The sequence below is a fragment of the Deltaproteobacteria bacterium genome, from assembly GCA_016874755.1.
Lineage (GTDB): Bacteria > Desulfobacterota > Binatia > UBA9968 > UBA9968 > DP-20.
On the sequence record VGTH01000016.1, the window covers coordinates 46,169 to 71,820 of the forward strand.

General features: G+C 57.1%; 26 protein-coding genes. 4 read left to right on the plus strand and 22 right to left on the minus strand.

Annotation, left to right across the window (positions count from 1 at the left end):
* From FJ145_11740 to FJ145_11750, 3 genes are read right to left on the minus strand one after another with little or no spacing between them, the layout of a single operon-like run.
* Positions 1–540: a hypothetical protein gene (locus FJ145_11740; GenBank protein ID MBM4262086.1), complete on the minus strand. Its 540-nt coding sequence runs from the start codon at positions 538–540 to the stop codon at positions 1–3.
* Positions 479–1,378: a glycosyltransferase gene (locus tag FJ145_11745; protein MBM4262087.1), complete on the minus strand. Its 900-nt coding sequence runs from the start codon at positions 1,376–1,378 to the stop codon at positions 479–481. The genes FJ145_11740 and FJ145_11745 overlap by 62 nt, the downstream gene beginning before the upstream one ends.
* 26 nt (positions 1,379–1,404) lie before the next feature.
* A complete protein-coding gene (locus FJ145_11750; GenBank protein ID MBM4262088.1) occupies positions 1,405–1,836 on the minus strand; it encodes a carbon monoxide dehydrogenase subunit G in 432 nt (143 codons plus the stop codon).
* Positions 1,837–1,994: 158 nt separating this feature from the next.
* Between FJ145_11750 and FJ145_11755 the strand changes: the two genes are divergently transcribed.
* On the plus strand, positions 1,995–4,028 hold the full coding sequence (locus FJ145_11755) for a tetratricopeptide repeat protein (protein ID MBM4262089.1): 2,034 nt from the start codon (positions 1,995–1,997) through the stop codon (positions 4,026–4,028).
* Positions 4,025–4,750 carry a gamma-glutamyl-gamma-aminobutyrate hydrolase family protein gene (locus FJ145_11760; protein MBM4262090.1) on the plus strand — a complete coding sequence of 242 codons (726 nt, stop codon included), beginning with the start codon at positions 4,025–4,027 and terminating at the stop codon, positions 4,748–4,750. Before FJ145_11755 ends, FJ145_11760 begins: the two co-directional genes overlap by 4 nt.
* Before the next feature lie 457 nt (positions 4,751–5,207).
* Here the strand turns inward: FJ145_11760 and FJ145_11765 are convergent, their stop codons facing one another.
* The 10 genes from FJ145_11765 to FJ145_11810 form a co-directional block, all read right to left on the minus strand.
* Positions 5,208–5,741, minus strand: coding sequence for a GNAT family N-acetyltransferase (locus FJ145_11765; GenBank protein MBM4262091.1), 534 nt, complete (start codon positions 5,739–5,741; stop codon positions 5,208–5,210).
* Positions 5,742–5,816: 75 nt separating this feature from the next.
* The gene (locus FJ145_11770; protein MBM4262092.1) at positions 5,817–6,521 is read right to left on the minus strand and encodes a hypothetical protein; all 705 of its coding nucleotides are present in this window, start codon (positions 6,519–6,521) and stop codon (positions 5,817–5,819) included.
* 292 nt (positions 6,522–6,813) lie between these two features.
* Positions 6,814–8,550 (minus strand): hypothetical protein, encoded by a 1,737-nt coding sequence (locus FJ145_11775; protein MBM4262093.1) that lies wholly within the window; start codon positions 8,548–8,550, stop codon positions 6,814–6,816.
* A 136-nt stretch (positions 8,551–8,686) separates the two neighbouring features.
* Positions 8,687–9,703, minus strand: a complete 1,017-nt coding sequence (locus tag FJ145_11780) for a hypothetical protein (GenBank protein MBM4262094.1) — start codon at positions 9,701–9,703, stop codon at positions 8,687–8,689.
* A 159-nt stretch (positions 9,704–9,862) separates the two neighbouring features.
* Positions 9,863–10,999 (minus strand): amidohydrolase, encoded by a 1,137-nt coding sequence (locus FJ145_11785; GenBank protein ID MBM4262095.1) that lies wholly within the window; start codon positions 10,997–10,999, stop codon positions 9,863–9,865.
* Between the two features lie 31 nt (positions 11,000–11,030).
* Entirely contained in the window at positions 11,031–12,020 is a 990-nt protein-coding gene (locus FJ145_11790; protein ID MBM4262096.1) for an ABC transporter substrate-binding protein, read from the minus strand.
* Positions 12,017–13,027, minus strand: coding sequence for an ABC transporter substrate-binding protein (locus FJ145_11795; GenBank protein MBM4262097.1), 1,011 nt, complete (start codon positions 13,025–13,027; stop codon positions 12,017–12,019). Before FJ145_11795 ends, FJ145_11790 begins: the two co-directional genes overlap by 4 nt.
* A 30-nt stretch (positions 13,028–13,057) precedes the next feature.
* Positions 13,058–13,345, minus strand: coding sequence for a hypothetical protein (locus FJ145_11800; GenBank protein ID MBM4262098.1), 288 nt, complete (start codon positions 13,343–13,345; stop codon positions 13,058–13,060).
* A complete protein-coding gene (locus tag FJ145_11805) occupies positions 13,321–14,346 on the minus strand; it encodes a hypothetical protein (GenBank protein ID MBM4262099.1) in 1,026 nt (341 codons plus the stop codon). Before FJ145_11805 ends, FJ145_11800 begins: the two co-directional genes overlap by 25 nt.
* Positions 14,347–14,487: 141 nt before the next feature.
* Positions 14,488–15,507, minus strand: a complete 1,020-nt coding sequence (locus FJ145_11810) for an amidohydrolase (protein MBM4262100.1) — start codon at positions 15,505–15,507, stop codon at positions 14,488–14,490.
* Between the two features lie 216 nt (positions 15,508–15,723).
* On the opposite strand from FJ145_11810, the gene FJ145_11815 reads away from it, so the two are divergent.
* Positions 15,724–16,674 (plus strand): hypothetical protein, encoded by a 951-nt coding sequence (locus FJ145_11815; GenBank protein MBM4262101.1) that lies wholly within the window; start codon positions 15,724–15,726, stop codon positions 16,672–16,674.
* 66 nt (positions 16,675–16,740) lie between these two features.
* On the opposite strand, the gene FJ145_11820 is transcribed toward FJ145_11815, so the two are convergent.
* From FJ145_11820 to FJ145_11830, 3 genes are all read right to left on the minus strand, one after another.
* Positions 16,741–18,180 (minus strand): UbiD family decarboxylase, encoded by a 1,440-nt coding sequence (locus tag FJ145_11820; GenBank protein ID MBM4262102.1) that lies wholly within the window; start codon positions 18,178–18,180, stop codon positions 16,741–16,743.
* A gap of 139 nt (positions 18,181–18,319) precedes the next feature.
* Positions 18,320–19,792 (minus strand): hypothetical protein, encoded by a 1,473-nt coding sequence (locus FJ145_11825; GenBank protein ID MBM4262103.1) that lies wholly within the window; start codon positions 19,790–19,792, stop codon positions 18,320–18,322.
* A 228-nt stretch (positions 19,793–20,020) separates the two neighbouring features.
* Positions 20,021–20,818, minus strand: a complete 798-nt coding sequence (locus FJ145_11830; protein MBM4262104.1) for an ABC transporter substrate-binding protein — start codon at positions 20,816–20,818, stop codon at positions 20,021–20,023.
* 303 nt (positions 20,819–21,121) lie between these two features.
* Between FJ145_11830 and FJ145_11835 the strand changes: the two genes are divergently transcribed.
* The gene (locus tag FJ145_11835) at positions 21,122–21,454 is read left to right on the plus strand and encodes an RNA-binding protein (GenBank protein ID MBM4262105.1); all 333 of its coding nucleotides are present in this window, start codon (positions 21,122–21,124) and stop codon (positions 21,452–21,454) included.
* Positions 21,455–21,525: 71 nt separating this feature from the next.
* On the opposite strand, the gene FJ145_11840 is transcribed toward FJ145_11835, so the two are convergent.
* From FJ145_11840 to FJ145_11865, 6 genes are all read right to left on the minus strand, one after another.
* On the minus strand, positions 21,526–22,470 hold the full coding sequence (locus FJ145_11840) for an AAA family ATPase (protein ID MBM4262106.1): 945 nt from the start codon (positions 22,468–22,470) through the stop codon (positions 21,526–21,528).
* Positions 22,471–22,556: 86 nt separating this feature from the next.
* A complete protein-coding gene (locus tag FJ145_11845) occupies positions 22,557–23,060 on the minus strand; it encodes a hypothetical protein (protein MBM4262107.1) in 504 nt (167 codons plus the stop codon).
* A complete protein-coding gene (locus FJ145_11850) occupies positions 23,057–23,563 on the minus strand; it encodes a hypothetical protein (protein ID MBM4262108.1) in 507 nt (168 codons plus the stop codon). The genes FJ145_11845 and FJ145_11850 overlap by 4 nt, the downstream gene beginning before the upstream one ends.
* Before the next feature lie 71 nt (positions 23,564–23,634).
* Positions 23,635–24,201 (minus strand): DoxX family membrane protein, encoded by a 567-nt coding sequence (locus FJ145_11855; protein MBM4262109.1) that lies wholly within the window; start codon positions 24,199–24,201, stop codon positions 23,635–23,637.
* 241 nt (positions 24,202–24,442) lie between these two features.
* Positions 24,443–24,817, minus strand: coding sequence for a VOC family protein (locus FJ145_11860; protein ID MBM4262110.1), 375 nt, complete (start codon positions 24,815–24,817; stop codon positions 24,443–24,445).
* Positions 24,818–24,876: 59 nt separating this feature from the next.
* Complete coding sequence (locus tag FJ145_11865; GenBank protein ID MBM4262111.1) at positions 24,877–25,581, minus strand: peptidase E; 705 nt, start codon at positions 25,579–25,581, stop codon at positions 24,877–24,879.
* Between the last annotated feature and the right edge of the window lie 71 nt (positions 25,582–25,652).

Below are 25,652 nucleotides of genomic sequence, written 5' to 3' on the forward strand. Positions count from 1 at the left end.
TTACTTCGCTGAACGGCCGGCCAACAAGTCAAAGACTTGACGCACGGCATCCTGTTCGAGGCTCTGCTCTAGCTTATGGCTCAAACGCTTGAGCTCGTCGTAACTGCCCGCGCTGAACTGAATCTGCAAACGGCCGCCTTCCAAACCTGGCGGCACTGAGAGCTGGATTTCCGGCTGCAGCTTCAGCTCCTTTAGTCGCTTTTGGATGCCATCTTCGATCTCCGCCAACCGTGGGAAGCGCCAGCGCCGCAGCTGCTCTTTTATCCGTTTGAACTTGTCAGCCCGCCCCAAACGCGGGTCGGTCTCGATATCGCCAATCGATTTATCAGCGAGAACCTCGTAACCCCTGCGGTCGTCGCGCAGCGCGATCTCTTCCAGCCAGTCCATCAAATCGCGCAGATGGTTCTCGCTGGGCTTCAACGCCGAGACCAGCCGCCACAAGGCGTCGCGATCCGTCGCCTCCCAAGTCAACCAGCGCTCAAGCGTCTGTGGATGAAACGCTTTCTCCTGGGCAAACTGGCGCACCAGCGCTTCCGACATCGAGCGGCTCCTTGCAAAACTCCAACGGCATCGCTTCATATTCCGCAGCTTCGGCGAACCTGCCTCGCTTGCGCGCCCCCTGAGTCAAGACCCTGACCTTGCGCTGCAACACGGCAAATGCCCAAGCGCGCTTTTGCAGCGGCAGATGACCGCGCAGGAGCTTTTGCAACGCCGCAACGCGGAAGCGGTCCATGCCCCAAAGCGCATGGGACAATTGATCGGCGTGGCCGCCGCGCTTGACGATCAACGGCTCCGGCAGCAAACCAACCTCTTGGTCAACGGCGATGCGCAGCCACAAATCGTAATCTTCACAAACCGGCAGGTTCTCATCGAAGCCGCCCACTCGATCGAACAACTCCCGCGTCAGCATCGCCGCAGAGGGGCTGACGAGGCAGAGATCGAGACTGGCGCGAAAAATATCACCCGACGGTTTACGGTGAATGTTTCTGGGATTGACCCGCACCCCATCACGCATCCAGATTTCCTCGGTCTGGCAGATGTTGTATTCGCGATGGCTCTCCATAAAGGCGATTTGCTGCTCAAGCTTGCGCGGCAACCAAATGTCATCGGAATCGAGAAATGCCAGATACTTTCCCCGCGATGCGCGGACACCCCGATTGCGCGCCGATGACACCCCACCCTTAACTTGGCTAATCACCTGCACCCTGGTCCCGTAGTGCGCGAGACGCGACTCGGTCTCATCGGTGGAACCGTCATCCACCACGATCAATTCAAAATCGGCAAAAGTTTGACGTAAAACTGAATCAATCGCCTCACCCACCCAGGGCCAACGATTGTAGGTTGGAATAATGACACTGACGAGAGGAGCTGATGACATGAAAGGCAAGGGTCCGGCGCGTTCGATTAAACAAAACTCTCCATCTTCTTAAAAAACTGATCGACCATCATCTTGGCCACGCCGTTGAGCATTCTTTGCCCGACGCTGGCAATCAGCCCGCCAACCTTGGCATCGGTGCTGTATTTGAGCAATGTCTGGCCATTGGCTTCTTCGAGATCGATGGCCACATCGCCCTGCATGAAACCCGGACCGCCGGAGCCGGAACCGCTCAGCACATAGTGCGACGGCGGCTGTTTATCTTTGATGGCGACTTTGCCTTTGTAGGTTCCTTTGACCGAGGCCACTCCCACCTTCATCACCGCTTCATATTCGTCCGGACCAATCTCATTCATGCTCTCGCAGCCGGGCATGCACTGCCCAATGATCTTCGGATCGAGCAGCACCTGCCAAACGCGATCGCGTGGCGCACTAAACGTGTAAGTGCCTTCTATCTTCACCTAAGGAAGCCTCCTGCGCACGACCGCAACGGCCGCAAAACACTCCTGCCAGCGGCGTAAACGTGCGAAAAACATAACGTTCATCCCCAGAAAACACAACATGTTGGGAAACTTATTGGTTGAATACGGCGTGCGCGTCCGTTACAATTTTCCCATCCATGAACCTCTCGGGGCCGATATTTCTCGCCGCTCTGCTGTTTTTCGGGTGGACACCTCGCATACCGGCTCAAGAGCTTTCTCCGAAAGAATTCTTTTCCAGCGGCTACGCCTTGCACACCACGGGCAAGTCCGCGCGCGCCAAAGAATTGTTGCAAAAGGCCGTCGACCCCAAGTTTACCCTGGCCGACTATAGTCTGCGCTATTTGTCGGCCATCGCTTTTGGCGAAAAGAATTGGGATCAGGCTCGTAGCTATGCACTGCAGCTGCGCCAGCAGTACCCGCAAAGCCTCTGGTACGCGCAAGCGGAGCTGCAGCTAATCAAAATTGACCTGGCGGAAAAGAAACACCGTCAGGCGCTTGCCAGCCTGCGCGCCCTGCGCGCGAATAAAAATGCCAAGAACGAAATTCTCCAGGAAGCGCTGCTGCTCGAAGCCCAGCTCCAAGACAACCTTGGCGAGCCGCAGCAGGCATTTGCGCTGTACCGCGACCTGCGCGCAGGCTATCCCAATTCGCGCTGGACCGACGCGGCGCGCCGCGAACAGAGCCGGCTGCGCGAGCGCTATCCTGAGCAGTTTGCACTCAGCACCCCGACCGCCATCGCCGATGAAGCTGACCGTCTAGCGCGCGAAGCGCAGCACGGCGAAGCCGAAAATCTTTATAAACGGCTTCTTGCCAACAATCCCGATGGCGAGTTCCGCCTGCGTCTGCTGGTCAAACTGGCCGCCTTGTACATGTCGATCGTCAAACGCAATGAAGCGATTCCGCTGCTCGAACAGATTGCCCGCGACTACCCCGAAGCAGCGGAAGCGCCGCGGGCGCTTTACCAGGCGGCGCAGATCCTGTGGAATCGTCATGACAACGCCCAGGCGCTGGAATATTTCAAAGCGGTGATCGACCGCTTTCCCAAGAGTAGCTACATCGACCGCGCGCACTTTGCGCTGGGCGACATCTACGAATATTTCGGCAACAGGGAGCTGGCGATTCAATATTACACCAGCGTGCCTAAGCAGTTTCCCAAGAGCAATTTGCGCAGCGATGCCCTCTGGCGGCTGGCATGGCTTTACTACCGTGCCGCCGACTGGCCGCAGGCGCAGACGACCTTTGCCTCGTTGAGTCAAACGGGCGACAGCTCGTTTCGCACTGCCGCACTCTACTGGCAAGCGCGCTCAGCGGAAAAACTAAATGACCAGGAAACCGCGCGCCAGCTGCACCGGCGTATCATCAACGGCGGAGAAGAATCGTACTATCAGGCCTTGTCCCAGCAGCGGCTTGGCTTGCCGCCTTCGGAGGCAAGGGCTATCTCCACGTCGACAACGATGGAGGCCGACCCGCCGATCACGCCCGAGGTAAATTTTCATTTCAATCGAGCGCGCGAGCTTTTGTCTCTGTCACTGCACCGCTTGGCGGTCGCCGAGCTCGACGAGGTCGAACGCCTATCGCGCAAACATGCGCGCCTGCGGCCGGTATTGATGCGCGAGTATTTCCGCGGCCAAGCCTACGGCCGCAGCCTGACGATCGCCAACCAACTGCCGGGTTCGGTGGAAGATCGCGATCGTTTCCGCTTCCCGCTCGCCTATTGGAGCGCGATTCAAAAGAAAGCTCAGGAACGGGAAATCGACCCCTTTCTGGTTTTGTCGTTGATTCGCCAGGAAAGCCTGTTCGACGCGCGGGCCCGCTCGCCGGTATTTGCGTTGGGTTTGATGCAGTTGCTGCCGTCTACTGCGGCGCGAGTGGCTAAGGAGATCGGGCTTGAACCACCGTCGAATGAAAAACTCTTCGAGCCGGAAACCAATCTGACTCTCGGCATGCAGTACCTGAGAGATCTTTTGCAGCGCTACTCGAACAATTGGTACAAAGCCATCGCCGCCTACAACGCCGGCGAAGGCGCCGTGGACCGTTGGGAGCGTGAGATCGTCACCGACGATATCGAAGAGTTTGTCGAGCGCATCCCGTACATCGAAACCCGCGGCTATGTAAAACTGGTCATGCGCAACCACCGCATCTACAAAAAGCTCTACAAAAAAAACTCATGAGCGGCGCGCCGATCATCGGTATCACCGCCGATTGGGCAGATGCGACGCCGTTCCGTGAACCGACGGTTTTTCTGCACCACCGCTACTGCCGCGAAGTGGAACGAGCCGGCGGTGTGCCGCTGATTTTGCCGCCCGGCAAATCCACCAAGAACCTCGATCATTCGCTGGATCGAATCGACGGCCTGATCATCAGCGGCGGCGACTTCGACATCCACCCCCGGCATTACGGCGAAAAGCCTATTGCAAAGTTAGGCGACATCATTCCAGAGCGAACCGAATTTGAACTGGAGCTGATTCTTCGCGCTCTGCGCCGAGACTTGCCGATTCTCGGCATCTGCGGCGGCGCGCAAGCGATCAACGTCGTCCTGGGTGGCTCATTGTACCAAGACATCGCCACCCAGGTGCCAAACGCGGTCTCGCATCGGCAAAGCAAAATGAAAGAACGCGGTGGCCACAGTATTCTGGTCACAGCTAAAACGCTCCTAGCAAGGGCCGTCACTCGCCGCGTCGTCGAAGTCAACACCACCCATCACCAAGCAATAAAAAACGCGGGTAAGAATTTGCTTGTTAGCGCGCAAGCCCTTGACGGCTTGACGGAGGCGGTCGAGAGCACCAACCACGCCTTCGTGCTCGGCGTGCAATGGCACCCGGAGGTGCTAGCACCCAAACGCGCCGACCAGCGGCGCATCTTCTCTTTGTTAATTGCCGCGTGTCGCGGGTAAACACGCTGCCGGCTCCCACGCACTCCGAGCACGCGCATCCCGAACTTGTCCCAATCGTTATTGCCTTCGCGTATCGAAATGGGTTCATAAATTAAAAATTCCGGTGCACCCTGCGGTCACATGTTGCGTAGTTGCGCAACTACGCAATCTACGGTTTTTTGCTTGATCAGAAACCCTATCCGCAGATCAGCGGGTATGGGGTTGCGGACTTGCGCAATTGCGCAAGTCCGCAACCTCTCCAGGATAGAGTCAGTTAGCTAGCACGAACCGGCGATAGGACCCTGGGATTTAGTTAGCTGCCGTTTGGCAAGCGGTGTGGGATCGAGTCTCGCAATTGTCGAGGAATCGCAGCTCAACGTTTTCGCTCCGATCGCGTTCTTCGTCCCGCTGAGGAATTCTTAGTTTGACCACGGCTTCAAGGAACGTAGCTTGCTTTGTTGGCACTCAGGCAAGACTCTCATTTCACAATCGCGTAGCAGTAGGAATCGCGCGGCTCGGGACTGATATTGGGGTGCACTGACCAGCGGCGCAGGACGCCTTCGCGCTGCATGCCGGACTTTTCCATGACGCGGGCTGACGCGGCATTGTCGACGTCGCACACCGCCCAGACTCGGTAGACATCTTTTTGTTTGAAGGCCCAAGCGATCAGTCCCTTGACCGCTTCGGTCATGTAGCCTTGGCCCCAGTGGCCGCGCGCCAGCACGAAGCCCAACTCCCATTTTTCGCCGTTGACGCGGGTGATGATCATGCCGATAACTTGCTTGTCTTCAAGCCGCTCGATCGCCCAATGGTAGGCCTTGCCGACATCCCAGGCGAGCAAACACATGCGCACGTATTCGCGGGTTTCATCGAGGCTCTGGTGCGCGCGCCAACTGACGTAGCGCGTCACTTCAGGGTCTTGGGCGTATTGGCGAAAGATCGCCTCGGCGTCGGAGAGTTTGACTTTTCGGAGTCGTAGACGTTCGGTCTTGAGCGTTTGTGGCTTGATCACTCTCGGTGGGTCCAACAAAAAATCACTGACCCGAGTGTAGGGTCCTGTCAAGAAATATGCAAGAGTTTGGCGGCTTCAAAGCGTCGGCGTGTCGTCCTCCTTGCCGTGCAGCGCGTACCAGTAGATGTTGTTCATGTAACGCCAGCGCCGAATCGTTGCGGCTTCGACGGTTTTCAACGCCTGCGCTTGCAGCTCGGGCGTGGTGCAATACTTTTCGACGATCGCGAAGCCCTTCGAGCCGTGGATTTCATCGGCGTAGATGTGTTCTTCAAAGAAGCGAATCTCCCGCGCCTTCACAGCGAAACCGTAATGCTTGTGCAGCGCCGGCACGATTTTTTTGCAGATGTCTAGGAATTGCGACTCTAGCCCGATAAACATGCCCGCCAGCGCTGTCTGCCAGGGCTGCTGATAAACCATGCGCCAGCCCCAGCATTGCAGAGCATCGGTGCCGCCAAGCACGATCGTGCTCTCGACACTGTTGCGGTCGACACCGCAGGCAGCGACGAAGTCCTTAAGCATGTCCAAATGACGATCGTCCGGATTCTCCTCGTCGCCGAGATTCTCAAACAGATAATTCTTTACGTCGCGCTGTTCGATCTGTGCGCCCTGGTAGGCGAGCCAGTTGAGAAACTGCGCGACGAAATGAAAATGCTGCGTGCAATAGAAAGCCATCTGCGACTTCGTCAGCTTGCCCTGCGCCCAGAGCTCGAAGAACGGGTGGTTCTTACTGTGCTTCTTGTCGCGGGTGGCGACTAGTTGATCATGAAAGCTGCTGCCCATGACTTACCTCGACATTCTGCGGTCACATCCTTGAAACGCAAAGAGGACTTACCTTAAACCGGACGGCCATCCGATTCAAGATAAATCCTCTTTGCCCATCTTTGCCGGGGGAACGCGAAAAAAATCCCCCTCTGTCCCCCTTTTTCAAAGGGGGACAGATTCAGGCTGACTCCGAGTTCCTCTCTTTGGAAAAGAGGGGTTAGGGGAGATTTGCCGGCGCGGTTGGGGAGGCTGATGATTTTACAGCCCTGGCGGCCACCGGGGGCCGCCCTTGCATTAACGATACCGGAACTTATCCTTCGCCGCGGCCCTGGGTGTTTTCGACGGTGCGCAGGCGAATGTCGATCAGCGCCGATTGGCCCCCAGCGATCGCGCGCAGGCCGCGCTCGACGGCTTTGCGCACTTCGCCGGGCTCTTCGACTTTCTCGCCATAGCCGTCCCAGGCTTTGATCATCTGCGAATATTCCGGGCACGGCGTAATGTGCAGGCCGGAGAAATTGCCGGACTTCACCGCCCAGCCATTGGGATAGTATTTCGGGATGCCGGATTTCTGCGAGAGATAACCCTGGTTGTTAAACATGATCGTCAGAAACGGCAGGTTGTGTTCCTGGGCGGCGCCGAAGGCGGCGGGTGAGGGATCATAGTTAAATGAGCCGTCGCCAATCAGGCAAATCACGGGGCGCTTCGGATTGGCAGCCTTCACGCCAAGCGCCGTCGCTAAGCCTGTGCCCAGACCGCCGATGCAGCCGTTGAAAAACGAGCCCGGCGTTAGGTTGTCGAAGTACCGGTGCACTGCGAGACGATGCGTGATCGTCTCTTCCACGACCATCGCATCCTTGGGCAGCGCCTGGCTGATTTCGTGCGCTACCCAGCGTTGATCCATCGGTTTGGTGTTGGCCAAGGCCATGGCTTCTTCACGCCATTTCTTGCGGCGCGCGTCGTTCTTAGCTTTCAGTTCTTCAGCGCGCTTGGCACGTGCCGGATCGCCGTTGGTGACTTTCTTTTTCAATGCCGCCAACAAATGCTCCAGCGACGACTCCACTTCGCCCGTCAAGCACAGATCGCATTGATAGCCATAATAAGGAATCTGACTGCGCAGCGGGTTTTCATCGAGCATGACGACCTTGGCACCCTTTGAGGGCGTGATCGAGGCCGGATGCCACGGCGCGATCACCGAGCACAGGAAAATCACATCGGCGCCCTGCACCGCTTCGGCGGCATCATAGCCGCTGTGCAGTGGGTGGGTGCGCGGAACATTGATCACACCGGTGCTGCGCGTCTCAGCCACCGGGCAGCCGAGCAGCTCGGCAATCTCGACCAAAAGATTCACACTCTTTTGCGTCCTGCCGGCGTCTTCGGCGATGATCACCGGATGACTGGCGCCCGCCAGCATAATGGCGAGTTCCTCAACGCCGTGCGGATCAGCCATGGCCAGAGGCGAGCTGCCGAGATCCGACGGCACATCCTTCGTCATCGTATCGAACAGATATTCCATCGGCATTGACACAAACACCGGGCCGCGCGGTCCAGCCATGGCGAGGCGGCAGGCACGCTGCACCGTGGACGGCACGATCGACTTGGTGTTGACGCCGAAGCTCCACTTGACGGTGTGATCAACCAACTTCGCCGGCCCGCCCATGTCGCCCAAATGGCCTTGCCATTGGCCCCCTACGTCGGGGCCTTCGTCTTCGCCGAAGCCAATGGACTCGCCGGCGAACACAACCATGGGAATTTGTTCATGCAGCGCGGCGCGCATCGCCATCGTCGCGTGCAACGCGCCGACCGTCGTGTGAATGACCACCGCCGGCAATTTGCCGGTTGACTTGGCGTAGCCGCTCGCCATGCCAACGGCGATCTCTTCATGGCGCGTGCTGTAATATTGCGGCATGCCTTCGACGCCAGGCTCCGCCAACGCTTCCCAGAGCGGCGACCATTCCGATCCCGGCGACGCAAAAATCTTCTCAACTCCCATTTTGCCCAGCACGCGCAGCATGCTCTGCGCGCCGGTCAATCCCTTGGTTTGAATCATGCTCGTCTCCTCTCGAGGTTTGCGCTTGTTTGGTACGGTCAGAACGCGCCTTAATCTACGCCAGGCACGCGCAAAAAAGCAACGCGGAACCCCGCCATGCTGCAAGGTTCCTCGCGTGCTTCTTAAAGCCCCTAGGTCAAATGTTGTAAAATCGTTTGGCGTTATTCAGCAGCAGGTCCTTCTTCACATCCAGCGAAATATCGTCGCGCTCCCACAGAATCGTCGCCGACTCCGGCCAGCTCATATCCCAGTGCGGATAGTCCGACGCGTACATCAAGGTTTTCGAGCCGACCTCTTTGGCAACGTAACTGATCATCTTCTCTTCCGGCTCGCAGCCATAATAGCTGTACTCGCTGAACAGATATTCGCTCGGTTTTTTCTTGCACAGCGGCGCTTCGACTTTGCCGCGCTTCTCCCACTCCTCGTCCATGCGCTCCGCCCAGTACGGCAGCCAGCCGCAGCCGACTTCGAGGTAGCCGATTCTCAGCTTGGGAAACATTTCCGGGATGCCGCCGAAGACCATGCCGGTAAGCTGCCGCAGCACCGGAAAGGGATGGCCGCAGGTGTGCAGAGAAATGAACTGATCGAACACTTCGCTGCCCGGTTCATCGCCGCCGAAGGCGTGGATCGAGAGTGACGTATTCAAGCGCTGCGCTTCTTCGTAGAGCGGATAATATTCCGGATTGCCGAAGTTCTTGCGATGCGCCTGCGCCGCCAGCATGCCACCGCACAGACCAAGCTTGGTCACCGCGCGATTCAATTCCTTGGCGCACTCCGCCGGATCGGCCACCGGCAAATTCGCCACGGCTTTCAAACGCGGCGAAGCTTTGCAGTAATCCGAAATAAAATCGTTATAGGCGCGGCACAAGGCGATTTGAAATTTAGGATCACGCACCCGGCCAACGCCGAGACCACTCGTCGGAAACATCACCGCGGTGTCGATCTGCTGCAAGTCCATCGCCCGCAAGCGATCTTCGACCTTGGCGCCAGACTGCCCCAAGGTGCCGCCGAGATTGCGATCGTAGTGTTCGCTGGGAATAAACGACGACCTTTGACTCTTGTAGGGCTCCGGCAAGTAAGGCCGAATGTCGTTGTCGAGATCGCGCGCATGGGCGTCGGAATCTAAGACTTTGATGGCTTCGCTCAACTCCATAGTGCCTCCTGAAAATACTCTCTCGCACGAGAGCCCGATTCTCTCCCTGCCGCCTCATCGTCGTTGGCAGAGCAGCCCCCATCCTAACCTTCCCCCGAGGCGGGGGAAGGAACTCGGATGGACTCGAAACTCAAAACCCGCAACTCGAAACTATCCCAACTAAGCCGCCACCGGCAGCGACGCCGGCACTTTCAAGTTGTAGAGCTTCTCACAATTGGTGAACAGCAGCTTTCTACGATCCGCCGGCTTCACGTCGACCATGTCGCGCTCGATGACTTGCCGTGAGTTCGGCCAGGTCGAGTTCTGATGCGGGTAGTCGTTGGACCACATGCAATTATCGGCGCCCCACCAGGAGAACATTTTGCCGCCCACATGATCGTTGAAGAAGGTCGAAAAGACCTGTTCGTAGAAATATTCGCTGGGCAGCCGGTCGATCGGCAAATTCTGCGCATGGCGATGGCGCTTGAAGTTCTTGTCGCACTGGCCGATCCAGAACGGCATCCAGCCGACTTCGTTTTCCACCGACACGACTTTGAGCTTGGGATAGCGCTTGAGCACACCGGTGAAAATAATATCGAACAGCGCGGTCTCGATCTCACGGGTTTGATCGACACCGATGCGCGGGCGCTGGATGCCCTGGGCGGTCTGCCGGTGCATGCTATCGCCAAAGCCGGTAAGGATGTGCAGGTGAACTGGCATCTCGTTGGCCGCCGATGCCGCCCAGAAACGCTCATAATGGTCCGAGGTAAACGGCAGCTTGGCGTCGGGCACCTGCCAGATCATGGTCCCGACCATGCCGGCTTTTTTGCAGCGTTCCATTTCAGCAATCGCGTGATCGATGTTGTACATCGAAATCAGTCCGACGCCGTAGAGCCGATCCGGCACTTTACTGCAGTAGTCGATCATCCAATTATTGAAAGCGCGGAAGATCTCTTCCTGAAACGCCGCGTCGTTTATGCAATAGAGCGCCAGCCCCAAGCTCGGATAAAGCACTTCGGCGCAGACGCCGTCGGTGGCCATGTCTGCCTTGCGCGCGATCGGATCCCACCCCCCTGGGCGCGCCAACTTGAAACCTTCTTTACGAAAGCGCTCGCGATCCTCCGGCTTGTTGCCGGCCATAAACAATGCGCCCACCGCCTGCTCGGGAACCCCTTCCGCGCCAAACATCCAGGCGTCGCGCTTTTCATCGAAATAGACTTTCGGCGCGCGGTCGCGCAGCGCAGCCGGCATACCCTTTTCCCAAAGATCGGGCGGCTCGATCACGTGTGAGTCAGACGAAATAATCAATTCATCCATGGCTTCCTCCTTATGAGAGTTGGTTAATTTCCTATCTTTTAGCCCAAAGCTGATCGAAAAAGCCACTCTTTTCCATGTCGGTTAAAAAGCGCGTGTCCATGAGCTCCTGCGGTTTAACGCCTTTGGCTTTGGGCTCCGTCTGCGCGACCTCGTCGAGAATCGCCTGAAAAGCTTCCGCTTTGAGCGCCAGGCGCGGCTCCATCACTTTGATCTCGGCATTGTAGGCCGACTCCAGAATCGCGCGATCGTTGAGCCGAAGCTGTTTACCTAAAACCTTGTAGACGAACTCTTTGTCCGTGTGCATGATCTTCACGGCTTCGGCCATCGCCTTCATGTACCGCGCCATCGCCTGTGGCTTGCGCGCGATCGTCGAACGCTTGGTGACAAACGAGGTGGCAGCGTAGGGAATTTTCAGATCGGGACCGTAGATGACGTAGTGATACCCTTTGGCCAAGGCTTGCACGTCCGTGGGCGGCGTTAGCGAGGCAACTTCGATGTTGCCGCTGAGCAGCGCCGTGAGCGACTCCGGATCGCCGCCGGACTGCAAAAACGTGTAGTCGCGATTAGGTTCCAGGCCATGGCGGCGCAGCGCCTGAATCGTGAAGTAATGCGAGTTGCTGCCGATGCGGCTCACCGCGATCCGTTTTCCCCGCAAATCCTCCGGGCGCTTCAGATTGCCGCCGGCGATGATGTTCTGCGTCATCGAATTTTTCGCACTGCCAATGTAGACGATCTCGGACGAGCCGCGCGCGAAGGCGATCACGTTGCCGACGCCGCCGGTCATGGTCATATCAGGATCACCGCCGAGCAGGGCCGCCGTGACAATGCTCGACGACGCGATGAAAACCAGATTGTGGTCAAGATTGTACTTCTGGAAGAGCTTGGCTTCTTCGGCGATCCATGGCAGCGCTTGGGCCATGACTCGGGCGGAATAGATAGTCGTGAACTTGTCGGCTGCCCATGCACTCGCAGCCGTTAGTGAAATCGCGAGAACCAGCGCAAATCGGATTCGCCGCATCATTTCTTACCCCACAACTGGTCCATGAAGCCGCTCTTGTTCATCTCCTCGAGATAGCGAGTGTCGACCATGTCTTGCGCTCTGACGTTCTTGGCTTTGGGATCGGTAGGAGCCAACTCGTCGAGAATCGCTTGCAGCGATTCCATTTTGAGCTGCAGGCGCGGCTCCAACGCTTTGATTTCAGCGTTATAGGCAGAGTCGAGCACGCTGCGATCGGTGAGGCGCAGGTATTTGCCCAGGACTTTGAACCAGAAGTCGCGGTCGGTATGCACGATCTTCGAAGCCTCCGCCATGGCGCGCATGAAGCTGCCGATTACCTGCGGCCGCTTGGCGATGACCGAGCGCTTGGTGACAAACGCCGTCGCTGAGTATGGAATTTTTAGATCGGGACCGTACACCACGTAATGGTAGCCTTTGGCGATCGCTTGCGCATCGGTGGGCGGCGTCAGATTGGCGACTTCCAACGAACCGCTCAAAAGCGCGGTGAGCGTCTCGGGGTCGCCGCCGGTCTGGAGAAAGCTATAGTCGCGGTTGGGTTCCATACCGTAGCGGCGCAGCGCCTGGATCGTGAAGTAGTGAGAGTTGCCGCCAATTCGGCTCACCGCGATGCGCTTACCCCGGAGGTCCTCCGGCTTTTTGATGTTGCCGCCGGCCACCAGCGTCTGGGTCATGACGTTCTTGACGCCGCCGGTGAAAACGATGTCCGTGGAACCTTTCACGAAGGCAGCGACATTGCCGATGCCACCGGTGACGGTCATCTCAGCGTCGCCGCCCAGCAGCGCCGCCGTGACGATGCTCGACGACGAGATGAACACTAGATTGAAATCGAGATTGTATTTCTTAAACAGCCCTGCCTCCTGAGCCACCCAGGGGAAGGACTGTGACATAACGCGGGAAGAATGAATGCCGACGAGTTTGTCGGGCGCGGTGGCTGCCGGTGCTGGTAGGGTCAGTGCAAAAGAGAACAGTAACAGCGAAGTCCAAAAAACCAACGGTTTTATTTGATTCATAGTTTTGGCTCTAGTCGCCCTTTTAACTCCTCAATTGTGCTCTGTCAAAGAAGGCTGCTTGGCTGCCTTCAAGTAGCGCTGATCGAAAAAGTCCTGCGGATTGGCACCGGCGGCTTTGGGGTGCTCCGAGTACACCAAACTCGACTTGATCATCTCTTCAGTAACGTAGGGCACGCGTGGAAACATGCCGCGAAAGGTCTGATAGGCTTCTTCCAGGATCGCGTTGTCATTCGTGACCAAGTAGCGGCTTAACGCTCTCTTTGCGTTCTTTGCGCCTTTGCGCGAGAAATTTTTCAAGACCAAAACCGCTCTTTCCAAAGCGGGATCGCATCCGGATTGACCACGGTGTCCGGCACTTTGCCATCGAGAATCTGCAAGATACTCTGCGCCGCCATGGTCTGCCCCGCTTCACCGGAACCAGGGTTAGCGCCGATGTTGTGCGGCGTCAAAATCAGCTTCAGAGGATCGATCTTGTGCAAGCGACTCGTCTTGGGTAGTGGCTCCTGCTCGAACACATCGAGGGCTGCGCCGGCGATCACGTTGTCGTTCAGCGCTGCGATCAGCTCGTGCTCTTTGATCGCCGGACCGCGCGACGTGTTGATGATAAACGCCGTCGGCTTCATCATTTTTAGCTCGCGCATGCCGATCATACCGCGGGTTTCGCGCGTCAAGACAACGTGGATAGTCACCGCATCGGAGTTTTTCAGTAGCTCCTCCAAGCCGACCATCTTGATGCCCAGCGACGCCACGGTCTCTTGTTTCACGTAAGGATCGTAACCGAGCACCTTCATGCCCCAAGAGTCGAGACGTTTTGCCACCGCCTGGCCGATGCGGCCGACGCCGATGATGCCGACCGTCCGGCCCAGCATGAGCGTGCCGCGGTTTTCCAGCTCCTTCCAGCCGGAATTGCGGATCACGGTTTCATTGAGCTTGAGCCGCTTGAACAACGCGATCATCAACCCCATGGTCGCTTCAGCGACACCAAGGTAATTTTCCAACGTCGGGCTATTGCAGCAGAGAATCCCCAGATCCGTCGCCGCATCGACGTCGACCGTCTCGATGCCAATGCTCGACTTTACCACCGCTTGCAGGTTGGGACAGGAGTCCATGACGTCGCCACCGATGAAGTCGCGTCCCGACGGATAGATAATCGAGCTATCGCCGACCAGGTTGATCAGTTCTTTGCGCTCGTAACGAAAGTTACGAAAATCGTCCTGCGGCTTGCCCAACACCACCTCGCACCCGGAATCACGCAGGGTGTTTTCAACGATCTTGATGCGCATTGGCCCGGTCACACAGACTTTGCGTTTGGCTGCCATTTTCACACCTCGCTACGCGAATTTTCTAAAACCCAAAGAATGCTTCGACTAGCTCAGCATGAACGGACTCATCTGAGCCATCACGGCTTTGTTTCCGTTCGTCTTGAGCTTGTCGAAGGACTCCGAGGCCGGCTTCTAGAATCACGACAAGTTGTAGAGCTTTTTCGCAGTCTCTGCGAACAACCACTTTTTCGCCTCGTCATTCAAATCTTTGCGCTTGCCCAGGTGCTCGATGTTTTGCGGAAACTCATTATCCCAGTGGGGAAAGTCCGAGGCGTAGTAAATGTTCTGATGCGACATCACCTGAGTGGCCGCCCCGATAAGCGGTTCATAATCTTCCGCGTGAAAATAAATGCGCCCGTCCTTCAAATAATCGAGCGGCTTTCTTTTACACATGGGCGCCTCGACCTCGCCGCGCAGCTCCCACTCCTCGCTCATGCGACCAAACCAATAGGGCGCCCAGCTGCAGCCGGCTTCCATGAAAGCAATGCGCAGCTTGGGGAACCGGTCAAACACGCCGCGAAACATCATGCTGCAGGCGTGCATCATCTGCGCAAACGAATGCGACAACGTGTGCACCTCGATGAACTGATCGAACATGTCGCCGGCAAAGTAATGCGGCCCGCGCACGGTGGCGTGCACGCCGACCATGCAATTTAGCTTCTCCGCTTCTTCGTAGATCGGCCAATAGCTTTCGTGGCCGAGGGGATGACGCAGGCCGACGGCAGGCAGCATCAAGCCGACCTGCTTCAAATCTTGCACGGCCCGGCGCAGTTCCTTCACCGCTTCCGGGACGTCCTGGAACGAAACCAACGCCACGCATTTCAAGCGCGGACTAATTTTCTGAAACTCTTCCGAACAAAAATTGTTCCACGCCTGCGCGTATTGCACGGCTACGTCCGGCTCACGAATCCAGCCAATGCTCAGGCCGTTGGTCGGATAGAGCACCGCTGTCGAAACCCCGCCCTTGTCCATGGCCGCCAGCCAAGTCTTGGCATCTCCGGCTCGCGTCCCAAGCTTGCCGCTGAGCGAACGATCCCAGCTATCGCCGGGCGCCAAGCTGGAAACCCGCTTCACATACTTTTCTGGCATGTATTTTTTGAGCTGCGCATCGGTTTCGGTAATGTGTCCGTCGGCATCGATGACTTCAATTTGCGCCATAGCAATCGTCCTCCGTTGGGGTTCTTTCTCTTCCCTGTACGCCCGCAGCAAGCCGGGTGTCAAGCAGGCCGCGCCATGCGCGGCCGTTTCGAGTTTTGAGTTTCGGGTTTAGCCCGGGGCAACACGAAACAAGGAACCCGAAACTCTTTGATGGGGCGTTTGAACCGAAGCGCCGAATCGCGATAACCTCCGCATCAATCGATAAGGAGCTCTTCCATGCCCAACTCTGAACTGCGCTTTTATTTCCGCGAACCGACCATCGACACCAACATCCCGATCACCGACGGCACCGTTAAGCTAGATGGCTTCGATTGGGAATTCGTCCCCAATGAAGAACAATGCGACGCCTGGGACTGTGGCTTTGCCGCGCGCGTGCGCGCCTACGCCAAGGGCGAGAAGCACATCTCGATTCCAGCGTTTCCTAATCGCAAATTCCGTCAAGCCTACATCTACGTCAACAGCAAAGCCGGCATCGACTCGGCGAAAGACTTGGAAGGCCGCCGCGTCGGCATCATGCAGTGGGACAACACCGCCGGCGTCTGGGCGCGCGGTGCCTTGCAGCACTATTACGGCGTCGATATCAAGAAACTAAAATGGTGCTCGCCGCGGCCGAAAAAAGAAGGCGTCGCTGCGGGCATCGAGATCGAAAAGATCGATGCCGGAGGCGACCCGGATCATCTGCTCGATAACATGTTAGTCGATGGCAAAATCGACGCCGTCATCAGCCCCAACGTGCTGCCCTCGATCACTGCGCGCGACCCGCGCACCCGCCGCCTGTTCAGGGATTTTCGCAAAGAAGAGCAAGAGTACTATCGCAAGACCGGCATTTTTCCGACCAGCCACATTGTGACTTTCAAGCAAGCCTTCGTCGACAACCACCCCAACGCGCCGGTGGCGCTACTCAAAGCCTTCCGCCAATCGCGTGACGTCGCCTTCGACCGCTTGATGGGACCCGACCCGCAGATCATCGCTTACTCATGGATCGCCGCCGCCGTGGCCGAGCAGCGCGAGCTCATGGGCGACAACTACTGGCCATACAATGTCGGCGAGAACGTGAAGGCTCTCGAAGCGATGACGCTCTACGCCCACGAGCAGGGACTCACTCCGACGCGGATCGACTACAAGACTTTTTTTCATCCCGAGGCGGCGGCATATCCAGGCAATTGAAAATTAACAGTTGAAAATTGAAAATGACTCGGAACGATTCCGATCACCTGAATCTTCAACTTCCAATTACCGTAAGCCGAAGAATCCCCCTCCTAGTTTGTCAATCACTTTCTTACGCAATTCCGGGCTAGTTTCCGCAACATCAGGAAAGCGGTTCATCCATTCATAGGGCCGGCAGGCGTCGATCACCGCGCGCGAGTTTAAAAACACTTCCGAGTCGGGATGGATCATCGGGTCGAGCGAGCTCGACCAGCTGCGTCGTTGGATGTCGATATCTTCCGCCGGATCGCAGCGTGTCGACAGCGCCCAGACGACATCATCGATGCGTGTCGGGTCGATGTCATCGTCGACGACGATGGTAAAGCGATTCTGATAGCCACCCGAGAAGCACTGTGAGGCAATCACTCCGGCTTGTTTGACGTGGCCCGGATAGCGCTGCTCGATCGCTACCACGGTGAACTGCCGCGGGCCCGGTTCGTGCGACCAGACGCCTTTCACGTCGGGGATGCCGGCCTTCTCCATTTCCTCCCACACATGTGCCGAGCGCGTTATCGCGCGCAGCAATGTCAGCGTGTGCGGCGGCCGCGCCGGGTTGGCGCCCGAGATAATCGGATCGTTGCGGTGCAGCACTCGCTTGACTCGAATGAACGGCTCCGGGCTGCGCGGGCTGGCGTAGTAGCCCGGCCATTCGCCGAACGACCCCTCGTCTTTGAATTCGCCTGGGCGAATTTCGCCCTCGATGACGATTTCCGCGTCAGCAGGATACGGCAATCCAGTGATGTCGCTCTGAATAACTTTGGTCGGCGCGCCGCGCAGGCCTCCGGCGTAGTCGAACTCGCTCGTGCCTGCGGGAACGGGGCAAGCTGCGGCGAACCAATCCAACGGATCACTCGCGAGCACGACATTGACCGGCATCGGCTGGTTCTTCTCGAAATATTTCTGTTTGTGAATGAAAGCGTGCTTGCCCGGCCCGATGTAGATCGACAGCGTGTCGCGGTCCTGCGACATGATCCGGTAGGTGCCGACGTTGATCCAATCCGAGTCGGGATCTTTAGTAATCACCAAGTGTCCTGTGCCGATATAACGTCCGCCGTCTTTCTCATGAATCAGCGGCGATGGGAATTTTAGAAGATCGACCGCACTCCCCTCTTGGACGTTCTCCTGCACCGCACCGGTTTTCACTTCCTCGCGGCGCAGCGGAGTGCAGGCCTTCATGCGCTCATGGTAGATGCGCGTGAACTGCAACACATGATCGAAGGGCTCGGTAATGCCCAACGTTAAACCAATCCGTCTCGGCGAAGCGAAATGACCGAACAACGTGCGGAAGCCAGGCGCGTAATCCTTGATCTTGTCGAAGACAACAACCGGCGCATAGGGCGGATGCTCTCGATAAAGCACATCGACAATCGCACCCATCTCCAGGTTCCAGTCGATGTTTTCAAGCGTTTTGAGTTCGCCGAGTTGGTCGACTTTGCCAAGCCAGTCACGCAGGCCGTTGTAGATCATAAAGCTCCTTGGAAGAATTGCTTAACCGCAAAGAACGCAGAGAACGCAAAGGTGGTTCGGATGCAGATTTAACCGCAAAAAGGATTTTTTGAGCGAAGTCGAAGAGCACAAGAGGCGAAGAATAGCATAGCTATCCGCGCTACGCCTTTGCGTGGTCTTGGCTTCTTCCTAATCGTAGTAACATATCGCCTCGACGGATGTAGATGTGATTGTTTTCTTTCTTGCTTAAGTCTTCCACCAACTTTAGCAGCGACCGCTTGCCTCTCCCCTGCGGCTTCGGCGCGCCGTTCTTTCTTAACGCGCCCACCGCATCACCGCCAGCGTAAATCCGCAGCAACAACTCCTCGTCCGAAACCGTGGCACCGTATTTCTGCCGCACTTCGTGCACGCTCAGGTCCGGCGCCTTCCAGCCCTGCCAATCTTTGGCGCGTTGGCGGCCGAGGACTCTATCTTTGACGTTGGCATCCATGATCTCGCTCGCTTCTTCACCCCAGATGCCGAGGGCGTATTGAATCACCTGATCGGTGACTTCTTTGTAGCGCTCGCCGACGATAACGTTGATCGCCGCCTGACTGACGACGAACTGCGACAGCGGCGTCACCATGATCGGGTAGCCGAAATCGGCGCGCACGCGCGCGGCCTCTTCGAGGGTCTCAGGCAGTTTGTCTTCTTTGCCGACGAGCTTTAGCTGATGGCGCAGGTTGGAAATCACGCCGCCCGGGACTTGGTGCAGATACTGCGACTCGTCATAGGCGAAAGGCTTGCCGATCGCCAAGCCGTCCCGCTCGGCGACGGCCGTGAAATGCTCTACCACGGGCTTCACCGCCGCTTCGTCAACGGTGATCTTGTGGCCCAGCGCGCGCAGATTCCGGGTCATATTCAGAATCGACGGCTGCGACGAGCCGTTGGCAAGCGGCGGTATCGCTGTGTGCAACGAAGTGATGCCATGCTTGATCGCTTCGAGATAACACAGCGGCGCCAAGCCGTTGTTGCAATGGGCGTGATATTCCACCGGCACAGTGCGGGCATTTTTCATGATCGCCGGAATCAACGTGCGCGCCCGCTCCAGTGTCAGCAAACCACCAACGTCTTTGAAGCAAATGCGATAGGGATTGATCGCCGCCGCTTCGCGCGCTTTGCGCGCGTAATATTCGTCGGTGTGGCGCGGCGAGACTGAATAAATCAGATTGACCACGGTCTCCATGCCCAAATTGCGCAGATCGATCACTTCCTGCCGCAACTCATCGTAGTCGTTCCAACAGTTCGACGTCCGAGTCAGCGTGATTCCGTAATGCACCAGCCGCTCCGAGAGCAGCTTCATCGCCTCATGCGGCAGCTTCTCCATGGCGCCCGAGCCATGCAGCCCACCGTGATTGCGCAGGCGCGTGCGGCGGAATTTCTTCACGCCCTCACGCACCCAATCCCAAGGGTTTTCCTTGTGCTCGCGAATGTATTTCTTGATGAAGATCGAGACGAAAAACTCCAGCGACTCAAAACCGATCCGGTCCATTGCCTCGGCCGCGCCGAGCATGGCGTCGGTCTTCATATTGAGCGCCCACAGGCTCTGCTGGCCGTCGCGCAGCGTGGTGTCGATAAAAGTGATGTCACTCATAAGGATTCGCTCGAGTTAGAGTGATAGAGTCTTGGGCCGGAAACCCATCACTCCCCTCCTACTTCTTCCCCGGCAGCGCACCACTCTGCTGCAGTTCCCGCAGGATCGAATAATCCGTCAGCAATTTCCGATCGATCGTTGCCGAGCGCTTGTCGACATAGGTCATCATCTTGACCAGGTTTTCAATCGCCGCCTCGGGCGCAACCAAATCGACGGCAGCGCGGTTTTTCATCTCAGTCCACGCGTGATCGATGGTTTCCTTCTCGTTATTGCCGATGATTTTTTCAGCACTTCTTGCGCGCCATCTTTATTGACCGTCATGTAATGGGTGGCTTCGGCATAAGCTCTAACGAACCGCACCCACTTGCCGCGGTTCGCCTTCAGTGACGCCGCCGTCACTGTGATCGGCCCGTTCATGAACGGGGTCTTTTTGCCGGGCACGAGATGAAAGCCCATCTGCCTCATTTTCGGCTCGAAGGCAAAATCCACCGGCGCCGCATCGATGCCGCCGCGCACCAGCGCCGCCAGACGTTCCTGCGAGCCGCCGAGCTGAAGCAGGGTCACGTCTTTGGAAGTATTGAGCCCGGCGTCTTCAAGCATGACGCGCAGGATCAACGAAGACTTTCCGCCAAGCCGATTGATGCCGACCTTCTTGCCGCGCAGCTGCGACAAGTCGTCGATCTTATCCTTGGACATGACGGTGTAGGAAACGTAATTGTCCCAACTGCCCAGCGACACCACCGGCACGCCCTGCAGGTTGGACTGCACCAAGCCAGTGGGCGCGCCCGAGGTGGCGTCGATGTCGCCCGAGATAAGCGCTTGATAGGTCGTCGGCTCACTGTTGATGCGGATGATTTCGCCCTTGAGCCCATACTTCTCAAAGAAGCCTTTCTCGGCCGCGATCAGCACCGGATAAGAAACCGTGGGAAACAGCGGCACGCCGATGCGCACCCGATCCTGCGCCGTGACGACGGCTGCGCTGCCGAGTAGCGCGACGAAACTGAGCACGCTGAGATATTTTTTCATGGTCACTCCGTCAGCTAAAAACACTTAGAGTCCGCGGTATTATGGTAGAGAGGGGGTACGGTTGCAAGTTTCTTTCCGAGGCAGAGGATTGACATCACCGGTTTGAGGCCTTACACTTCCGGCATCCTCTTCAGTATATGGCCTTCTGATAAGGACTAAACGAAGCGAAGGCCTCTGTCAGTCTCTCTCCTTGCGAACTGATATCTAAAGGAAAATCCGACTAGAAGTTCCCCACGTTCGGTAGCCGTTAGCAGTTTAATTCTCAGGGTCAAAGACATTAACATTCTCTCATAGGAGGAGAACATGGGTAGCAAACTTTACGTCGGCGGATTACCGTACTCGGTGACCGGCGATCGGCTCCAAGAAATTTTCTCGGAGCATGGCACGGTGGAATCGGCCAGCGTGATTTCCGATAAATTTACCGGACAATCCCGCGGTTTCGGCTTTGTCGAGATGAGCTCGAGCGGCGAAGCGCAAAAGGCCATCGATAGCTTGAACGGCACGCAGCTCGACGGCCGCACGCTCACGGTCAACGAGGCCAAGCCAATGGCAAAGCGTGAAGGCTTTGGTGGAGGCGGCGGCAACCGTGGCGGTGGCCGGGGTAATCGCGACGGCGGCGGGCGCAACCGCTGGTAGTTTTTCTCTACTGAATGACTGCACAAAAAAGGGCAACCCACGGGTTGCCCTTTTTGCTCTTCGGAGAGGCTTTACTCGATCCCTAGCTCTTCGATCTTGCGGTAAAGCGAAGACAAACTAATGTCGAGCAGCTTGGCCGCTTCCTTGCGATCTTGCGCAGCCTGATCGAGGACGCGGATAATGTGCTGCTTTTCAAATTGCCGCAGCGCGTCTTTCAAACAAAACGTAAAGGCTGGGTTGCTTTGACCGGTGGCGATGATCGCCGCCGGCAGATCTTTGAGCGTCAGCCGCTCGCCTTCGGCGAGAATCATCGCGTGCTCGATGACATTGTCCAGCTCGCGCACATTGCCCTTCCACGGCAGCGACATCAGCGTGCGCACGACGTCGGCGTCGGCGCCGCCGAAATGTTTGTTTAACTCCGGGTTGTGCTTCTTGATCAGGTGATCGACCAGTAGCGGGATATCCTCGGGTCGCTCGCAGAGCGGCGGAATGTGGATCTCCATGATGTTCAGACGATAATAAAGATCCTCGCGGAAACGGCTCGCTTCTACTTCTTTTTTAAGATTGCGGTTGGTGGCCGCCAGCACCCGGACGTCGATGTGGCGCGGCGTCGTGCTACCGATCGAAAGGATTTCTTTGGCTTCCAAGGCGCGCAGCAGTTTGACCTGCAAGTGCTGTGGGATCTCACCGATCTCGTCGAGGAAGATCGTCCCGCCTCGGGCCTTTTCAAACAGCCCTTCCTGATTGGCAAAGGCACCGGTGAACGATCCTTTCAAATGCCCAAAGAGCAAGCTCTCGAGCAAGGTCTCCGGCAGAGCCCCGCAGTTCACCGGCAAAAACAGCTTGTCCTTACGATCGCTGTGCGCGTGCAACGCCAAGGCGATTAGTTCTTTGCCCGTGCCGCTGTCGCCCGTGATAAGCACGGTCGCCTGGGTATTGGCCACCTTCTTGACCATCTCCAGCACGCCGCGCATGGCTTTGCTGTTGCCGATGATATTTTCGAAACGAAATTCCATTGGACCTTCTGCGCACACCACCACAGTCAACGTAAGAACCTAGAGCCACCCTGTCAACGTCATGCTGGCGAGAATTCTTCCGGAATTCAGAGACGCTCCGCCAGGGAAAGCAATTCCGGGCTGGCACAAAAGCGCCGCAACGCCGCTTTGAGTTTTTGTCGTTGCACGCTGGCAGGCACGCCGAGATTTTCCAGAGTCTGGGCAATTTGCGGGCCGCCTAGATGGATGAGCTTGCTGTAGATCGCGTCGATTTCCGATCTTTCAATTTCGAGGGCGGCGCGAAAGCTGTCTTCGACGCTGAGCGTGGGAGTGCCGCGCCCAAGCAACGCTTTCAAGTGTCGCTCTAGCTGAACGGCCCTATCGCGGCTGATGGATGGATCGATCGCTGCATCGTCGTAGTTCACGATCACCGCTCTACAAGCCGTCAGTATGCAGGCGTGCTGTTCCTCTTCGCGCGCCATCTCCCACCAAAAATCCCGCAGCTCAGGCTGCGCCATGAAGAGATGTGAAAAGCGAAAATAGATTTTCGATACGAGCCGTTCGATCTCGGTGAACGCCGCCAGCGGATCGAACGGCTCCTGGGGATTCATGGGCCTTTCAAATTCTCCTTGAGATATTCGAGCAGCTCCACATGTTTTTCAGAATCGCGGACCATCGAATCCAGCAGGATCTTGAAAAGTCCGTGATAGTAACCGCTGCTCTCTTTGCTTAAATTTTTGTATTCTCTAATGCCCTCCTTTTCAAGTTGAATGAATTCCTCGGTGACCTCGCGAAGCTTGCCATCCATGCCAGCCAAATCGGACGTTCCTTCCAAACTGCCCGCCGGCTTGGTCCACGTCAGGCTGCCTTTGAGTGTCGCCACCATGGCGTGAATCACCGCGCGATGCTTCTCTTCATCGGAGACGATCAACTGCATCAAGAAGCGAGTCAACGGATTGGGCATCTGCTGAAGCGCCTTACGATAGTATTCAATCGACTTTTCTTCTTTCGACTCGTGCGCTTCGAACTCGCTGAGCAGTTTTTCAACCGGCGATTCACCTTCGGGCAAGCGACCAAGATCGAATATCGCTGCAACATCCGCGATCTCTTCCATAACCTATCTCCTTTCCTTCCAAACCGTGTGGGCGGCGAAAAGCGCGCCGCCCACATCTTTGGCAGATTTTGCTAGCTTACATTCGCCGCGCGTCCCGTGTGGAACACGTGGCCCGGTTTCCAGGGCGTGCCCAGCCAGGTCAGTAACCAACGATCGAGGCCGATCCAACCGGCATTGCGCCAGGCGAGCACCAGCCACGTGGCGATCGCGAACAGCATGCCGTTTGTCGAAGCCGATCCGGCCATGATGAAGCTCCAGTTCATCAAACCGCCAAAAAAAGCCGCCACGCCGACGAAGGCACCGAGAATCAAAGCAACGGCAATCGCCAATTCACCAAAGATAATCAGCTTGGAGAACCAGGTGTGCGCCTCGAGGCTGACCAAGTATTCAATGAAGCTCCGATACCAATCGTAGGAAATCGTCGGCTTGGGCGCCATTTTCAGGCCCCGTTTCCAATACTCCAACAGCGCTTCGCCGCTGCCCATCCATTTGGGATCGACAAACTTATGCCAGCCCGCCTCGAACCACATGTAGCCCAGGTATAAACGCAGCGGCAGCCAAAGCCAGCCGAAGCGTGTGTCACTAAACAACAGGCGTGAGACGCGCGGCTCCTCAATCGCGACCCTCTCGGTTTTCATAGTGTTCCTCCTTTCGCAACTTGGCTATGGCGCAATGGCTATGCCAGGTTGCATACATGGAGAATCGCAGCATTTAGCGGGATAAGCCCAAATATTTTTCGCAAGTGCGAGAAGCGAACTAGCGCGTTTTCTCAATATTGAGAAGGCGCAGTTCAAAGAGCCGTGGCGAATGGGGGGAGGTTAAAGATTGGCGGGCTCGGGCGAGCCCCCCAAGTTGGTTGATGCGTGGAATGAGAAGGCGTCAGCCGCTGTATTTGATCGCGCCGATGGCGGCGCCCTGCGGATCTTGAATCCAACAGAAGCGACCGACGTTGGGAATATCCTGCGGCGGCACCAAGACTTTGCCGCCGAGCTGCTCAGCGCTCTTGGCGACGGCGTCGACGTCGTTGACCGTCACGTAGCAGCCCCACATCGGCGGCATGCCTTGAGCATTGGGCGGCGTCGCCATAATGCCGCCGACATGTTCCCCCGCCGCTTTGACGACAGTGTAGGGCATGCCCATGTTCATCTCTTCCAAGCCCCAGCCGAAGAGCTTGCTGTAAAAGTTTTTCGCCGCGCCAGGATCGCTGGTCATCAACTCGCACCAGCTAAAGGCTCCGTGAGTTTTTGCATCCATCGTTGTTGCCTCCTTTGGCTGAACCCTATCACCCTCGACCAGTGCGAGCCAATATGTTCTTACTCGACAAACTCGGTCGCCAGCGGCACTTCCTGCGCCGAGCCGGCGACCGGGCGCATGCTGTATGCGCGCGCGCCGCGCTTGGAGGCGATCACTTTGTGGATTTCCGTGCCGATATAATGCACACCGGTCCAATCTTCGATCGCCACGCCGGCGCCGATCTCGCCGTTTGCCAGGAGTTGATGATACGACGGTCGCCGCTGCACTTCACCGTCGAAGTGCGGACAGCAACTGCCAGGCAAAAAGCCCAGGCAGTTTAACGGCCGCAGCTTATCCGAAAAAGAATCGGTCAAGCCCTGTTCGAACCAACAGATCGCGCCGGCGCTAACTCCGGTGAGAACCACACCCGATTCCCACGCCTCACGCAGAATCTCGCCGGCGCCCCAATCGCGCCACACCGCAAGCATGCTCTTCGTGTTGCCGCCGCCGACAAAGATTACATCCTGATTCAGCAAAAACGAACGCAGATCAGGCGTGCGCTTAAAAAACGTCAGCACAGAGGGTCGGCAGCCAAGTTTTAGAAACGCCGCATAAAAGCTCGCCACGTAATGATCCGGCTCGCCGCTCGCGGTGGGAATGAAGCAGACGCGCGCGTTGTCAGCACCGCTTTGTTTGAGCACGTACCTCTCTAATGCGAGATTGTCGGGGTCACGGTAAAAGCCACCGCCACCGATGGGAATAATGTGTCTAAGCTTCTCCGCCATTCAATTTCCTTTTCGTCCTCAAGAACAAACTTCGCATTGTCATCCTGAGGTCCGCCGAAGGATCTGCTTCA